The organism is Aliivibrio sifiae (genome assembly GCF_002954715.1).
GTDB classification, from domain to species: Bacteria; Pseudomonadota; Gammaproteobacteria; order Enterobacterales; family Vibrionaceae; genus Aliivibrio; species Aliivibrio sifiae.
Genome location: NZ_MSCP01000001.1, coordinates 410,293 through 426,119 on the forward strand (window position 1 = coordinate 410,293; position 15,827 = coordinate 426,119).

At 40.8% G+C, this 15,827-nt stretch carries 17 protein-coding genes; 16 read left to right on the forward strand and 1 reads right to left on the reverse strand.

The features are described from left to right. Positions 1-73: 73 nt before the first annotated feature. From fliE to flhB, 15 genes are all read left to right on the forward strand, one after another. The gene (gene fliE / locus BTO23_RS01810; RefSeq protein ID WP_060991566.1) at positions 74-385 is read left to right on the forward strand and encodes a flagellar hook-basal body complex protein FliE; all 312 of its coding nucleotides are present in this window, start codon (positions 74-76) and stop codon (positions 383-385) included. A 17-nt stretch (positions 386-402) separates the two neighbouring features. Continuing rightward, positions 403-2,136 carry a flagellar basal-body MS-ring/collar protein FliF gene (gene fliF / locus BTO23_RS01815; protein ID WP_060991565.1) on the forward strand — a complete coding sequence of 578 codons (1,734 nt, stop codon included), beginning with the start codon at positions 403-405 and terminating at the stop codon, positions 2,134-2,136. Beyond that, the gene (gene fliG, locus BTO23_RS01820) at positions 2,129-3,181 is read left to right on the forward strand and encodes a flagellar motor switch protein FliG (protein WP_060991564.1); all 1,053 of its coding nucleotides are present in this window, start codon (positions 2,129-2,131) and stop codon (positions 3,179-3,181) included. The genes fliF and fliG overlap by 8 nt, the downstream gene beginning before the upstream one ends. Positions 3,182-3,300: 119 nt before the next feature. Then, the gene (gene fliH / locus BTO23_RS01825; protein ID WP_060991563.1) at positions 3,301-4,098 is read left to right on the forward strand and encodes a flagellar assembly protein FliH; all 798 of its coding nucleotides are present in this window, start codon (positions 3,301-3,303) and stop codon (positions 4,096-4,098) included. Continuing rightward, complete coding sequence (fliI, locus tag BTO23_RS01830) at positions 4,098-5,417, forward strand: flagellar protein export ATPase FliI (RefSeq protein ID WP_060991562.1); 1,320 nt, start codon at positions 4,098-4,100, stop codon at positions 5,415-5,417. Before fliH ends, fliI begins: the two co-directional genes overlap by 1 nt. A 28-nt stretch (positions 5,418-5,445) precedes the next feature. Next, the gene (fliJ, locus tag BTO23_RS01835) at positions 5,446-5,886 is read left to right on the forward strand and encodes a flagellar export protein FliJ (RefSeq protein WP_060991561.1); all 441 of its coding nucleotides are present in this window, start codon (positions 5,446-5,448) and stop codon (positions 5,884-5,886) included. Between the two features lie 129 nt (positions 5,887-6,015). Next, positions 6,016-7,251 carry a flagellar hook-length control protein FliK gene (locus BTO23_RS01840; protein WP_061030204.1) on the forward strand — a complete coding sequence of 412 codons (1,236 nt, stop codon included), beginning with the start codon at positions 6,016-6,018 and terminating at the stop codon, positions 7,249-7,251. Positions 7,252-7,291: 40 nt separating this feature from the next. After that, complete coding sequence (fliL, locus tag BTO23_RS01845) at positions 7,292-7,774, forward strand: flagellar basal body-associated protein FliL (RefSeq protein ID WP_061013045.1); 483 nt, start codon at positions 7,292-7,294, stop codon at positions 7,772-7,774. A 7-nt stretch (positions 7,775-7,781) separates the two neighbouring features. Beyond that, complete coding sequence (fliM, locus tag BTO23_RS01850; RefSeq protein WP_060991558.1) at positions 7,782-8,816, forward strand: flagellar motor switch protein FliM; 1,035 nt, start codon at positions 7,782-7,784, stop codon at positions 8,814-8,816. 21 nt (positions 8,817-8,837) lie between these two features. Beyond that, positions 8,838-9,221, forward strand: a complete 384-nt coding sequence (gene fliN / locus BTO23_RS01855) for a flagellar motor switch protein FliN (RefSeq protein ID WP_060991557.1) — start codon at positions 8,838-8,840, stop codon at positions 9,219-9,221. Positions 9,222-9,263: 42 nt separating this feature from the next. Next, positions 9,264-9,650: a flagellar biosynthetic protein FliO gene (gene fliO, locus BTO23_RS01860; RefSeq protein ID WP_061003003.1), complete on the forward strand. Its 387-nt coding sequence runs from the start codon at positions 9,264-9,266 to the stop codon at positions 9,648-9,650. Then, a complete protein-coding gene (gene fliP, locus BTO23_RS01865; RefSeq protein ID WP_060991555.1) occupies positions 9,637-10,506 on the forward strand; it encodes a flagellar type III secretion system pore protein FliP in 870 nt (289 codons plus the stop codon). Before fliO ends, fliP begins: the two co-directional genes overlap by 14 nt. Positions 10,507-10,515: 9 nt before the next feature. Further along, positions 10,516-10,785, forward strand: coding sequence for a flagellar biosynthesis protein FliQ (gene fliQ / locus BTO23_RS01870; protein ID WP_060991554.1), 270 nt, complete (start codon positions 10,516-10,518; stop codon positions 10,783-10,785). A 32-nt stretch (positions 10,786-10,817) separates the two neighbouring features. Further along, positions 10,818-11,600, forward strand: a complete 783-nt coding sequence (fliR, locus tag BTO23_RS01875) for a flagellar biosynthetic protein FliR (protein ID WP_060991553.1) — start codon at positions 10,818-10,820, stop codon at positions 11,598-11,600. A gap of 30 nt (positions 11,601-11,630) precedes the next feature. Then, positions 11,631-12,761, forward strand: coding sequence for a flagellar biosynthesis protein FlhB (gene flhB, locus BTO23_RS01880; protein WP_061003002.1), 1,131 nt, complete (start codon positions 11,631-11,633; stop codon positions 12,759-12,761). Between the two features lie 28 nt (positions 12,762-12,789). Here flhB and BTO23_RS01885 read toward each other — a convergent pair whose 3' ends face one another. Then, positions 12,790-13,461, reverse strand: a complete 672-nt coding sequence (locus tag BTO23_RS01885; RefSeq protein WP_060991551.1) for a flagellar brake protein — start codon at positions 13,459-13,461, stop codon at positions 12,790-12,792. A gap of 264 nt (positions 13,462-13,725) precedes the next feature. On the opposite strand from BTO23_RS01885, the gene flhA reads away from it, so the two are divergent. After that, entirely contained in the window at positions 13,726-15,819 is a 2,094-nt protein-coding gene (gene flhA, locus BTO23_RS01890) for a flagellar biosynthesis protein FlhA (protein WP_061003000.1), read from the forward strand. The last annotated feature ends 8 nt before the right edge of the window (positions 15,820-15,827 follow it).

The following is a 15,827-nucleotide window of genomic DNA, read 5'->3' on the forward strand; positions in this document are numbered from 1 at the left end:
TGGTATGTAAATTGCTTTATATACTTCGGGTCGTAAAATTAAGTCAATTAGTTGACTGGGTCGGAGAATAGAAATGAAGATTGGTGGTTTACAGGACGAAATGCAAGCAATGATGCTTGACGCGTCAAATACAACGCGTCCAGCAACAGGTAAAGAAGTCGGTGCGGACTTCAGTGCAATGTTTGCAAAAGCAGTAAATAACGTGAATGGCTTACAACAAGCATCAAGTGATTTGGCTGTGCGTTTTGATCGAGGTGATGAAGGGGTTTCATTATCCGATGTAATGATTGCACGTAACAAATCAAGCGTAGCATTTGATGCGACAATTCAAGTGCGTAATAAGCTAGTTGATGCTTATAAAGCACTAATGAATATGCCTGTATAGTTTCTAGGAAGTAAAGCGTGTCAGAAGAAAATAAAAATACAGACTTAACGGTATCTGATGGAATGTCGTCAGGCGGTGCAATGGCACTGGATGGATCCGTTGATGTACAAAATCCTGATGTAGATGAGCAAAGTTCTTCAAAATTAGATTCAGCGCTTGGTAATCTTGATCTATTGCGTCAAGTTATCTTAGTGTTATCGGTTTCTATTTGTGTTGCCTTAATTGTAATGCTCTTCTTTTGGGTGCAAGAACCTGAAATGCGACCGCTTGGTATGTATGAAACGGATGAACTAATCCAAGTTCTTGATCACCTTGATACGCAGAAAGCCGAATACAAACTAGATGGAAATACTATCTTAGTTCCTGCCTCTGAATTCAGTAAAATGAAATTAGATCTTTCTCGTGCTGGTTTAAATAAATCAGTCGATGAAGGTGACGACATTCTATTGCAAGACATGGGCTTTGGTGTTTCACAGCGTTTAGAACAAGAGCGTCTAAAATTAAGCCGTGAACGTCAATTAGCCAGTACATTTGAGCAAATGCGTCCAATTCGTAAAGCACAAGTACTGCTTGCTATGCCAAAACAAAGTGTGTTTGTTCGTCATAACCAAGAAGCGTCAGCAACGGTATTTTTGACAATGCGTATGGGTGCTAGCCTAAGACAAGAAGAAGTTGATTCTATTGTTGATATGGTTTCAAGTGCGGTTCCAGGAATGAAACCAACACGCGTTACCGTAACAGATCAACATGGGCGTTTATTGAGTTCAGGCTCGCAAGACCCAATGGCAATGGCTCATCGTAAAGAGCAAGAATTAGAGCGTAAGCAAGAGCAAACACTGCGAGATAAAATTGACGCAATTTTAATTCCAGTATTAGGTTTAGGTAACTATACCGCTCAAGTTGATGTGTCTATGGACTTTAGTGCTGTTGAGCAAACTCGTAAGCAATTTGACCCGCAAACACCATCTACTCGAAGTGAATACACATTAGAAGATTACAATAACGGTAATGTTATTGCAGGGGTTCCAGGGGCGTTAAGTAATCAGCCTCCTGTTGATTCTGCGATCCCTCAAGACATTGCTGAATTAAAAGACGGTTCAGTATTAGGTCAAGGTTCTGTACACAAAGAAGCAACACGAAACTTTGAGTTAGATACCACGATCAGCCATGAGCGTAAGCAAAGTGGAACAGTTGCTCGTCAAACCGTGTCTGTTGCAATAAAAGAGCGCCAAAGCGTTAACCCTGAAACCGGGGAAGTGACATACACACCAATGTCAGCAGAACAAATTGATAAAATTCGTCAAATCATTATTGGTAGTGTTGGTCTTAATGAGCAACGTGGTGACTTACTGAACGTATTAAGTGTTAAGTTTGCTATTGAAGAACAGCCAATCGTCATTGATGTTCCTATTTGGGAAAATCCAAACTTTAATGATTGGGTTAAATGGTTAGCTGGTGCACTTGTTATTATTGCCGTGCTTCTTATCCTTGTTCGCCCTGCAATGAATAAATTATTATTCCCTAATCAAGCAGAAGACGATGCGATGGCAAATGGCGAAGGTCATGCTGATGGTGAAATGGGCTTAATTGGCAGTGATTTGGATGGCGATGGATTTGAGTTCGGCTCAGGTATCGACCTTCCAAACCTACACAAAGATGAAGACTTATTGAAAGCGGTTCGTGCTCTTGTAGCGAACGAACCAGAACTTGCGGCGCAAGTCGTTAAAAACTGGGTATCTGAAAATGGCTAATGAGATTGTAGAAGCAGAAAAAAAAGATGAAGATAACCAAGAGTTTGATCTTTCATCACTCGCAGGCTCAGAGCGTGCAGCCATTTTGCTACTTAGTTTGAGTGAGGATGATGCCGCGAGCATTATCCGCCACTTAGAGCCAAAGCAAGTTCAGAAAGTGGGTGCAGCAATGGCAACTGTATCTGATTTAAATCAGGTTAAAGTGTCAGCGATTCACCGTGCTTTCTTAGAAGATATTCAGAAGTACACTAGTATCGGTATGGGTAGCGAAGACTTCATGCGTAATGCATTGGTTGCCGCTCTTGGTGAAGATAAGGCAAATAACCTTGTTGACCAGATTTTACTTGGTAGTGGTTCTAAAGGCTTGGATTCATTGAAATGGATGGACCCTCGTCAGGTGGCAAGCATCATCATGAATGAGCATCCACAGATCCAAACTATCGTATTGTCTTACCTAGACCCAGATCAATCGGCAGAGATTTTATCTCAATTCCCTGAACGTGTACGTCTTGATCTAATGATGCGAATTGCTCACCTTGAAGAAGTTCAGCCTTCAGCTCTGGCTGAACTAAATGAAATCATGGAGAAACAGTTTGCGGGTCAATCTGGTGCTCAAGCAGCCAAAATTGGCGGCCTGAAAGCAGCGGCAGAAATCATGAACTACCTAGATAACAGTATTGAAGGTATGTTGATGGATCAAATTCGTGACCAAGATGAAGAGACAGCAACTCAGATCCAAGATCTTATGTTTGTCTTTGAAAATCTTATTGATGTTCAAGACCAAGGCATTCAAATGCTATTGCGTGATGTTCCGCAAGAAGTGCTGCAAAAAGCACTTAAAGGCGCAGACGATGCACTTAAAGAGAAAATGTTTAAGTGTATGTCAAAACGTGCGGCAGAGCTTATGCGTGATGACCTTGAAGCAATGGGACCAGTTCGAGTTGCTGATGTTGAAGCTGCACAGAAAGAAATTCTGGCAGTGGCACGTCGAATGGCAGACTCTGGTGACCTAATGCTTTCTGGTGGTGCGGATGAATTCGTATAATACGTTTTCAGTGCGTTAAGTTATAATAAAACGGCTATTTCGGTTTGATATCAACATGATTGGTATTATTGAAATAGCCGTTGTGCTTTCTAAACTTCTAATTTTTACGGGTTATCATCATGAGTATCAGCAAAAAACGTGGCTTTATTCGTATTACCGATGAGAGTGAACTGCAACGAACTAATATTTGGGAATCTCCAGATTACTCTGATCCAGATAAACCAGCCCGTGAAACAGCATTAAATTACGATCCTAGCTGGACACCTTCATTACCTAAAGAAGAAGAGCCTGAAGAGTTTGTGCTTACCGATGAAATCATTGAGCAGATCAAGCAAGGTGCTTATAACGAAGGTTTGTTAGAAGGCCAAGAATTTGGTTACAAAGAAGGCTTAGAAAAGGGCCAAGCAGAAGGATTCGAAGCGGGTAAGCCAGAGGGTTACCAAGTTGGTTATGACGAAGGTATCGCTGCAGGACAAGCTGAAATAGAAGAGCGAATTAAACAGTTAATTGAAATGGCAGATAAATTTTCAGCGCCATTAGAATTAGTCGACTCTCAGGTAGAAAAGCAGCTAGTAGATATGGTGCTTGCTCTGACAAAAGAAGTGATTCATGTTGAGGTAAAAACCAACCCTCAAGTGCTTCTTGATACGGTTCGTGAGGCTGTTGAAACGTTACCAGTGACAGAGCGAGAGATCACCATTTCACTTAATCCAGAAGATCAACAACGCGTTATTGATGCTTATGGTGAAGAGGTATTAGTTCAAAAACAATGGACTCTTATTTCAGAACCGTCAATGAATGTGGGTGACATTAATATCCAAGCTTCCGATTCTAAAGTTAGCTACTTATTAGAAGAACGTATCAAAAGCGTATTAGCTAAATTTTGTGGGGTTAACCGTCACCAAGGAAATCAGTAATGTTGTCATTGTCTGAACGCCTTTCCCAATATAAAACAACAGGGCTAACCACTCGTGCTATTGCATCAGGAAAATTAGTGCGTGTTGTTGGCTTAACGTTAGAAGCGACAGGTTGCCGAGCACCTATTGGTAGTTCTTGCTTAGTCGAAACCATTAATGGTGAAATTGAAGCGGAAGTCGTCGGTTTTTCTGGTGAAAATCTATTTTTAATGCCAAATGAACAAGTATCTGGTGTATTACCAGGTGCAAAAGTCACCCCAATAGTGGGCGGCAGTGGTATCCCTGTTGGTATGGAATTATTGGGTCGAGTGGTTGATGGGGTAGGTAACCCGATTGATGGGCTTGGTGAATTGTATACCGAACAAACTGCCTCATTTACGTCTGAACCAATTAATCCATTAGCAAGAAAGCCGATCTCAGAACCACTAGATGTAGGTTTAAAAGCAATTAATGGTCTACTTACCGTAGGTAAAGGACAGCGTTTAGGTTTATTTGCTGGTTCTGGTGTGGGTAAATCGGTAACGCTTGGCATGATGACCCGTGGTACCACAGCGCAAGTCGTGGTTGTTGGTTTGATTGGTGAGCGTGGACGAGAAGTTAAAGAATTCATCGAAGAGATTTTAGGTCCAGAAGGTCGTAAACGTTCTGTTGTGGTTGCAGCCCCTGCCGATTCATCCGCATTAATGCGATTAAAAGGCTGTCAAACGGCACTCACAATTGCAGAATATTTCCGTGATCAAGGCTTAGATGTACTACTTTTAATGGATTCTTTAACACGTTTTGCTCAAGCTCAGCGTGAAATTGCACTGTCTGTTGGTGAACCACCAGCAACGAAAGGTTATCCGCCATCAGTATTTGCTAAGCTTCCTGCATTGGTAGAGCGAGCAGGTAATGGCAATGATGACCAAGGCTCCATTACAGCATTTTTTACCGTGTTAACTGAAGGCGATGACTTACAAGATCCTATCGCGGATGCATCTCGAGCTATTCTTGATGGGCACATTGTACTTTCAAGAGAAATGGCAGATGCGGGTCACTACCCAGCGATTGATGTCGAGAAGTCAGTCAGTCGTGTTATGCCACAAATTACTGACGAAGAGCATATGCTCATGTCGAAAGCGGTGAGACAAGTACTGTCTATCTGTCGTAAAAACCAAGATTTGGTTTCGATTGGTGCATATAAGCCAGGGACTGATCCTGCGATAGACCAAGCCTTTACGTTGAAGCCGCGTTTAGATGAGTATTTACAACAGCGAATGAAAGAAAGTGTTCCATTTGATATGTGTAAAAGTATGCTAAAAATGTTGCTGAGTGGCTAAATGGCAATAATGAAAAAAGAGAAAGATCATGAGTAGTACGTTTGATTTTTTATTAGAACAATCTCAAGAAAGAGAGAATCAAGCAGTGATGGCATTAAATACAGCCAAAGCCGAGCTTGAGAACTTTTACGAGCAAGTAAAGCAGATCGAGAAATACCGTCTCGATTACTGTAATCAACTATTGCAGCGTGGCCAGCAAGGATTGACTGCGAGTCAATATAGCCACTTAAATAAGTTTTTAGTTCAACTTGATGAAACCTTAACCAAGCAAAAGAGTGCTGAATCTCATTTCACTTCCCAAGTGGATAATTGCCAAACCTATTGGCAAGAAACTCGTAAACAGCGTCGTTCTTATGAATGGATGATCGATAAGAAAAAAACAGAACGCCAGAAAATGTTAGATAAACAAGAACAAAACATGATGGATGAATTTTCAACGTTACAGTTTTCTCGTCGTTCTCAATCTTAATGGTTCTGAGTATTTGTTTGTGATTTCCTTTCTATTATTAAAATTGGCTTAATATTTGCTTTAAAATATCAAACGTTGAGCCTCTATCGCTCTTGTCAAAAAATCCACACTCAATGTAGAGAACATACTATGAGCAGTCATGACTTATCATTAAACAGTATCAATAAAAATGTGCCTATAAAGCCTGATACGAAAACGGCTGCCGTAGAAAAAACAGATTCAGAAGGCTTTGTTGAAGAGCTAAAAGAACTGATGGGATTAAGCGAAAAAGAAGCCGCCAAAAAAGCAGCGGTTGAAGAAAAATCGGCAGCTGATGAAGTCAGTCAGGCAGAGAAAAAAGAAAAAGCCGACGAACTAGAAAAAAAAGAAGACAGCGTAGAAGACAAAGTAGGTGAAGGCTCTGAGTTATTATCTCGCCTTGATCAAGCAAATGGTACGCTTGTTGATAGTAAGAAAAACAAAGAAGATGCAGATAAAACGTCAGGATCTAGTGAAGAAGAGCTAGATCAGGAAGACGGAAAAGAAGCCATGCTTACTCAAGCGACAGTTGGTGCTGTTGCTGGTAAAGAAAGCAGTAAAACCGTTGGTGATGAGTCAGACCCTACCCAAGAAATTCAATGGGGTAAGCAATCTAAAGTTGCGAATGGCGAAGCTCAAACTAAAGGCGAAGCTTCTGGTAATAAAGAATCAACCAAGGAGCTGTTAACTTCAACGGCTCTTATCGGAAAAGCAGAAGCCGAGTCTGGTAAATTAGCCGATGCAAAAAAAGCTAAAATGGATATATCAGCGTTAGGAATGACACAGGTCGCTAACGGTGACGCAGTTAATTTAACTGAATCAAAAACAACAGACTCTTTTGCTCAGCAATTAGCAACGGCATCAGGGACGACAGCAACACAACAAGCGGCAGCAGCTCAAGCGCAACGAACAGATCCGATGAATGTGCCTTTAAATATCCGTCAAGAAATGGCCAGTGATGAAGTTGCAGAGCGCATCAATATGATGATGGCAAAAAACTTAAAGCATGTTGATATTCGATTGGATCCACCAGAAATGGGACGCATGCATATTCGTTTGAATATGGGGGCTGATAGTGCTGGAGTTCAGTTTACAGTATCGAATCAACATGCTCGTGATGCTATAGAGCAAAGTTTACCGCGTTTACGTGAAATGTTTGCTCAACAAGGCATTCAATTGGCCGATACATCAGTTCAGCAACAAAGCTCTGGCGATTCTTCACAATATGGCTATCAAAAAGAAGAGTCTTCTCGTCAAGGTTCTGGTTTTAGTGAAATGTCTTCTGAAGAGCATGAAGTCAGTGTTCAAGTATCAAAACCAAATGACGGCATTAGTTTTTACGCCTAATTTAGAATAATAATTTACGATTTATCCAAAAGGAAAAACAATGGCTGATCAAGGTGCCTCATTAAAAAATAAAAAGAAACTGATCATTCTCATCGCATTGATTGTATTATTACTTATTGGTGGTGCAGGGGCTTGGTTCTTTATGTCGAGTGAACCAAAAGCAGAACCAACAGAGCAAGATATTGCTGCACTAGAAGCAAAAATGCCGGCGTTATATTTAAACCTACCTCAACCATTTATTTTCAATGTGACAGGTGATAAACGAGATCGTCTAGTACAATTGAAAGTTCAAGTTGTAATGCGAGGTGCAGATAATGAAGCCGTTGCAATACAACACACTCCTTTAATTGAAAGTGCCTTATTATCTACTTTTGCCGCAGCTTCAGTTGAGCAATTAAGAGAGCCTCGTGGTCGTATTGATCTTCGAGAGCAGGCAACGCGTGATATTCAAGATGCCTTTACCAAAATTACAGCTAAACCTGTAATTGAAAAAGTATTATTTACTGACTTTGTAATGCAATAGGTTCAATGTGACAGATCTATTATCTCAAGATGAAATTGATGCTCTACTCCACGGTGTAGATGACGTCGAAGATGAAGTGCCAGGTGGTGATGAAAACGTAGGTTCAATGAAGAACTTTGATTTCTCATCACAAGACCGCATCGTTCGTGGTCGAATGCCTACACTGGAATTGATTAATGAGCGTTTTGCTCGTCATATGCGTATTAGTTTATTTAATATGCTAAGAAAGACGGCTGAAGTTTCAATCAATGGCGTATCAATGGTGAAATTTGGTGAATACCAAAATACACTTTATGTACCAACCAGTTTAAATATGGTGCGTTTCCGTCCATTAAAAGGAACGGCACTAGTAACCATGGAAGCGCGTTTAGTTTTCATTCTAGTGGAAAACTTCTTTGGTGGTGATGGTCGATTCCATGCCAAGATCGAAGGCCGTGAATTTACACCAACAGAGCGACGTATCATTCAATTATTGCTAAAAGTAGTTTTTGAAGATTATAAAGAAGCTTGGTCTCCAGTCATGGGGGTTGAATTTGAATATTTAGATTCAGAAGTTAACCCAACCATGGCAAACATTGTGAGCCCAACAGAGGTTATCGTAGTCAGTTCGTTCCATATTGAAGTGGATGGCGGCGGTGGTGATTTCCACGTTGTGTTCCCATATTCAATGGTTGAACCGATCCGTGAATTACTTGATGCCGGTGTTCAAAGTGACAAGATGGATACCGACGTTCGTTGGAGTAAGGCGCTGCGTGATGAAATCATGGATGTGCCTGTTGAAATGAAGGTTAATCTATTAGAAAGCCAAATTTCATTACGAGACCTAATGGACTTAGAAGCGGGCGATATAATCCCTGTTGAGATGCCAGAAGCTGCAACTGTATTTGTAGAAGAACTGCCTACCTATCGCGGTAAAGTAGGAAAATCTAACGATAAATTAGCGGTACAGATCACTGAGAAAATCAAACGCCCTGATATGGTAAAAACGGATTTAGCCTTCTTAGGCAAAGACGTATTGTTTGATCTAGACGACGAAGAATAAGATAAAAGAAGGTAATGGATCATGGATTCAAATGAACAACAAATGGCTGACGAATGGGCAGCAGCGTTAAGTGAAAGTGCAGAAGCAGTATCAGCACCTTTAGAAGATCTAGAAGAAAAAGCGCCTGCGTTTAACGAAGATGAACGTCGCAAGCTTGATACAATTCTAGATATTCCAGTAACTATTTCTATGGAAGTAGGGCGCTCGCATATTAGTATTCGTAACCTATTACAACTTAACCAAGGTTCAGTTGTTGAGCTTGACCGTATCGCTGGTGAATCACTAGACGTTATGGTTAACGGTACGCTTATTGCTCACGGTGAAGTTGTTGTCGTGAATGATAAGTTTGGTATTCGTCTGACTGACGTTATTAGCCAAACTGAACGTATCAAAAAGCTACGTTAATTTACCCACTTAGCTAAGTACTTGAACAAAAAGGAAAGGAATATGAAACAGCTATGGTTATTGGCCTTCGTGCCCTTTCCTTTGTTCGCTGCAAGCGGTACCAATGTTGATTTAGCTGCAACCTTGGGATCTCTTATTTTTGTTATCGCACTCATCTTATTTTTTGCATGGTTGCTAAAGCGAATGAGAGTTCCGGGTGTCGCTGGTGGTTCAGGCAGTGCAATGAGTATTGTAAAACAGCTGCCTGTTGGGACTAAAGAACGCATTGCCGTTGTTCAAGTTGGAGAAGAGCAATTCCTAATTGGGATCACTTCTCAAAATATCAATATGCTGAGCAAACTTGAAAAACCGTTAGAAGTTACTGAAAAAACGCTAACGCCATTTTCAACACAACTAAGCCAACTGATGAAAAAAAATGCTAAAAACTAAATTAATTGCCGCCACTTTGGCGGTTTTTTCACTCTTATTCATGGCATCTTCTGCGTGGGCGGTTGATGATTTAGCAAGCTCTATTCCTGCGACTGCCGCCAGCGGTGAAAGCATGACCGTGACTGCGATGGAAAAAGATTCTGGTGCCGCAAAAACGATAGCTAAAGGCAGTAGTTCTGGTAGTGGCATTCCCGCTTTTACCATGACAACCAATGCTAATGGCGGTGAAGATTATTCGGTTAATCTTCAGATCTTAGGTTTAATGACCATGCTAGGCTTCTTGCCTGCAATGGTTATTTTAATGACCTCATTCACCCGTATCGTTGTTGTGATGTCGATCCTTCGACAAGCAATGGGGTTGCAACAAACGCCATCAAACCAAGTTATCATTGGTATCGCAATGTTTTTGACCTTTTTCATTATGGCACCCGTGTTTGATAAAGTGAATGACACGGCGATTCAGCCTTATATCAATGAAGAAATTAGTGCTCGTGAAGCGTTCGACGTTGCTCAAGTACCAATGAAAGAATTCATGTTGGCGCAGACTCGTGTTAAAGATTTAGAAACGTTTGTTAATATGTCAGGTGTTGAAGCAGAAAATCCTGAAGATGTTCCTATTACCGTCATCATTCCTGCATTTATTACTTCCGAGCTAAAAACTGCATTCCAAATTGGTTTTATGCTTTTCTTGCCGTTCTTAATTATCGACTTAGTGGTGGCTTCAGTCTTGATGGCCATGGGTATGATGATGCTTTCGCCTATGATCGTATCGTTACCGTTTAAATTGATGTTGTTTGTATTGGTTGATGGTTGGAATTTAATTCTTTCAACTCTCGCTGGTAGCTTTACAACTTAAGGAGCCAACATGACCCCTGAAATGGCGATAGAGCTATTCCGCGGTGCACTGTACATGGTGCTTATCATGGTGTGTGCCATTATCATCCCAAGTTTATTAATTGGTTTAGTGGTTGCTGTCTTTCAAGCGGCAACCTCAATCAATGAACAAACGTTGAGTTTTTTACCGCGTTTAATCGTAACGTTATTAGCATTGATGCTGTTCGGGCATTGGATGACAAGAATGCTAATGGAGTATTTTTTCGAGTTGATCGCGCGAATGCCGACGATCTTGTATTAATGAATACTAACGAATAACGCTGAGCTGATGTTATGGAATACCCAACTCAAATAGTTTTAGATTTTATAGCGACCTACTTTTGGCCCTATACGCGCATCTCTGCCATGTTAATGGTGATGTCGGTATTTGGGGCTCGATTTGTGTCGCCAAGAATTCGACTCTATCTGGGATTGAGTATTACTTTTGCGGTAATGCCTGCAATACCAGCCATGCCACCTGAAATTCAATTGGTTTCTTTTCAAGGTTTTATGACCACCGCGGAACAAATAATCATAGGTGTGGCGATGGGGATGGTGACTGTTTTTGTTACCCAAACCTTTGTCTTACTTGGGCAAATTCTCGGTATGCAATCGAGTCTAGGTTTTGCCTCAATGGTCGATCCCGCGAATGGACAAAACACTCCCTTACTTGGTCAATTATTTATGTTTCTGTCTATCCTGTTTTTTTTGGGAACAGATGGCCATTTAAAAATGATTAACTTTGTGGTGATGAGCTTTACTACGTTACCTGTAGGTGTAGGAAAGTTAACTAGCGTTGATTACCAATCGTTAGCCGGTTGGCTTGGAATAATGATGAAAGCGGGCTTAAGTATGTCTCTTTCTGGAATTATTGCCTTATTAACGGTTAACTTATCGTTTGGTGTAATGACTCGTGCTGCTCCTCAGTTGAACATATTCTCTCTAGGCTTTGCGTTTGCATTACTTGTGGGTTTATTACTGACTTCTTATATTATCCTTGGTTTATTTACTCACTATGATTTACATTGGGGTCGAGCTGAGGCACAAATATGCAGCATGATAAGGCTAGATTGCTAATGGCTGAATTAAGAGTAATGGAGGTCAGCCATGGCTGAAAGTGACGGTCAAGAACGCACGGAAGACGCCACGTCCAAACGCTTGCAACAAGCCAAAGATAAAGGGCAGGTTGCAAGGTCAAAAGAATTAGCGTCAGTATCGGTACTCGTATGTGGTTCAGTAGCGCTAATGTGGTTTGGTGAAGATGTTGCTAAAGCTCTTTTCTCTATCATGGAGCGTCTATTCTCCCTTTCTCGAGAAGAGATTTTTGACACCAATAAATTGCTAGAGATTGTTGGTGGCGCATTAGGTGCATTAGTTTTTCCTGTATTATTGATATTAGTTACCTTATTTGTTGCAGCATTAATCGGTGCCGCAGGTCTTGGAGGTATTAGTTTTTCAGCAGAAGCTGCTATGCCTAAACCATCGAAGATGAACCCTATGTCAGGTATTAAACGTATGTTTGGTATGCAGAGTTGGGTTGAGCTTTTAAAATCGATATTAAAAGTGTCACTGGTTGGTGGAACTGCTTATTATTTGATAGATAAAAGTAAGGCGGACTTATTCCAACTGAGTTTAGATACTTATCCATCTAATATCTTTCATTCTCTTGATATCTTATTGAATTTTATCTTATTGATAAGTTGTACTTTATTGATCGTTGTTGCTATCGATATTCCTTTTCAAATTTGGCAACACGCCAATCAGTTGAAAATGACTAAGCAAGAAATCAAAGATGAATATAAAGAAACAGAGGGTAAGCCTGAAGTTAAAGGCCGTATCCGTATGTTGCAACGTGAAATGACTCAGCGAAGAATGATGGCAGATGTACCATCAGCCGATGTTATTGTTACCAACCCTGAGCACTACTCCGTGGCTTTGCGTTATGATCAAAGCAAAGACTCCGCGCCGATAGTTGTCGCCAAAGGGGTTGATCACGTTGCGATGAAAATTCGAGAAATTGCGCGTGAACATAATATTGATATTTTACCAGCGCCGCCGTTAGCCCGTGCGTTATACCACTCAACAGAAGTCGAGCAACAGATCCCAGATGGATTATTTGCCGCTGTAGCGCAGATATTAGCGTATATATTTCAGATGAAGCAATATAAGAAAAAGGGTGGAACCAAGCCTGAGCTTGATGAAGATACCCTGACCATTCCTGATGAGCTAAAGAAATAGGAATAACAAGGTAATTCCTATTTCTTCATTAACTCCAACCTTTAAGAATGCACTGGTGATGAAGAGTTTGAAGATCTGATTCACTCATATTGCCAGAATCAAACATTACCCCAAGTTTGGATTGCTTTTCTTTTGCGTCGACATTTTTTATCTCACCAGTAACCGTAATCGGAGCTACTGTTTCTAACTCAATAGAGACACTGACTTTTTGGTTCAGAAGATTATTTGAATTTAACTTCGCAGGAAGTGAAACCGCACACCCACCGACAGAAAAATCAGTCATTACACCCGTTAGGTTATGACTTCCAACCGCTAAATTACATGAAAACTTAGTTTCAAGACGTTGGTGAGTTCGGATTTGTCTCATTGAAATACTTTTTGGGGCATGGAGACAAATCATTTCCATTGGACGATAAATAACAGAGTGAACCTGTGTCCTAAATGCGATGACATCGCGATGCGTCGTATTGGTAATTGATCGAAAGGTAACTTCAGCGCCTTCTAGATAGATCTTATTAAACTCTAAAGGAGGTGAAATAGGATATTCAATAAAGACGTATTGACCCTTCTTAAAGCCAATCAGAGTTGAACTTGCTTGGGCTGATTGACCATTAGGGCAAGTGATTTCGATAATGACTCTAGCACCAATATCCATTTTATTAAGCACGTTTTGATCCGTACTAAGCGATACGTCAGTCATACAACTACCAAGTGAAAAAATAAGCTTCTAATTATACAAAGGACGTCATGATTTTCAATCTTGATTGATCTTTTTCCTTAAGAATTAAGTGGTTAATTCAAACTTTGTGATTATTGTTATATCTGTCAGAAAACTGGACCAGTAAAGCCAAAAAAGTGACATTAATCTGGCTCGAAACTTGCTTTATTTGGGAAGTCATCATGTTATCAGTTATTTATTATTGATAATCTTCAATAATAACGTCGAGTATAAGAAGCAGAAGTAATGAAATTTCAAATGCCCCTTCCAAACAAGCTGTCTGCCTTAAAAGGTAAAAAACTACCGCCAGTAGGTGCACCAATATTAGTGTTATCTACCTTAGCGATGGTGATATTGCCAATACCTGCATTTTTACTCGATTTAATGTTTACCTTTAACATCGCTTTGGCAATGGTGGTGTTATTGGTCACTATCTACACGCGTCGCCCGTTGGATTTTGCTGCATTTCCTACCATTCTTTTGGTCTCAACGTTACTTCGTTTAGCCTTGAACGTAGCCTCAACTCGTGTGGTACTGCTGCATGGTCATGAAGGACCAGGAGCTGCAGGTAACGTTATTGATGCGTTTGGTAATGTGGTTATCGGTGGTAACTATGCGGTCGGTTTAATCGTATTCATTATCTTAATGATCATTAACTTTATGGTTGTAACCAAAGGTGCGGGTCGTATTTCTGAAGTAAGTGCGCGTTTTACCTTGGATGCATTACCGGGTAAGCAAATGGCGATTGATGCCGATTTGAATGCGGGCTTGATCGATCAAGAGCAAGCAAGGACTCGTCGTTTTGAAGTAACCAAAGAAGCTGACTTCTACGGCTCAATGGATGGTGCGTCTAAATTCGTAAAAGGGGATGCCATTGCAGGTATTCTTATTCTGTTCATCAATATCATTGGCGGCCTTATTATCGGTATGGCGCAATTTAATTTAGGTTTTGGTGAAGCGATTCAAATATACACATTGCTGACGATTGGTGATGGTTTGGTTGCTCAGATCCCATCGTTATTATTATCTATCGGCGCCGCGATCATGGTAACTCGTCAAAACACAGACGAAGACATGGGTGAACAATTAGTATTTCAATTAGTTGATAATCCAAAAGCATTGATGGTAACTGCTGGGATCATGTTTGTAATGGGTATAGTTCCAGGAATGCCTCACTTCCCATTTATTTTACTTGCGCTTCTTGCTGGTGGCTGGGCGTATTACTTGACTAAGAAGAAAGGTCAAGAGAACGAAAACAAGAAAGCTGCGCCTCCTATGGAGATGTCGTCATCACAACCTAAAGAGCTGTCGTGGGATGATGTGCAACCCGTTGATGTTATCGGACTTGAGGTTGGCTATCGTCTAATCCCTATGGTGGACAAAGAACAGGGGGGGGAGTTACTTGATCGCGTTAAAGGCGTTCGTAAGAAGCTGTCTCAAGACTTTGGCTTCTTAGTTCCTGCTGTGCATATCCGAGATAATTTAGAATTACCACCAAACGTATATCGAATTACGTTAATGGGTGTTGCAGGCGGCGAAGCTGAAATTCGTCCAGATAAAGAACTAGCGATTAACCCAGGACAAGTTTATGGGTCGATTGAAGGAGAGCCTACTTTCGATCCTGCTTTTGGTTTAGAAGCGGTTTGGATTAATGGCGAGCAAAGAGAACATGCTCAAGCTCTGGGCTATACTGTAGTGGATGCCGCGACAGTGTTAGCAACACATTTAAGTCAATTATTAACCAATAATGCGGCGCAGTTATTAGGTCATGAAGAAGTTCAAAACTTATTAGAGTTGCTTTCACAAAGCTCACCTAAATTGGTTGAAGGTTTAGTGCCTGATCAGCTACCGTTAGGAGCGGTGGTTAAAGTGCTTCAGAATTTACTAAATGAAGCAATTCCAGTTCGTGATATTAGAACCATTGTCCAAACTTTGTCGGAATATGCGCCTAAGAGTCAAGAACCTGACATTTTGACGGCGGCAGTTCGAATTGCACTAAAACGACTAATTGTCCAAGAAATCAATGGAGTAGAGGCGGAAATGCCAGTTATTACATTAATTCCTGAATTGGAACAAATATTGCATCAAACAATGCAGGCATCGGGTGGTGAGACCACAGGTATTGAACCAGGGCTAGCTGAACGCTTACAAACTTCTTTAACTTTAGCGACTCAAGAGCAAGAGTTAAAAGGAGAGGCGGCAGTCTTATTGACCTCTGGGGTATTACGTTCGACATTAGCCAAGTTTGTTAAGAATACGATTCCTAACTTACGAGTGCTTTCTTATCAAGAAATACCAGATGAGAAGCAAATTAGAATAGTTCAAGCTGTTGGTAACTAACCGCGTCG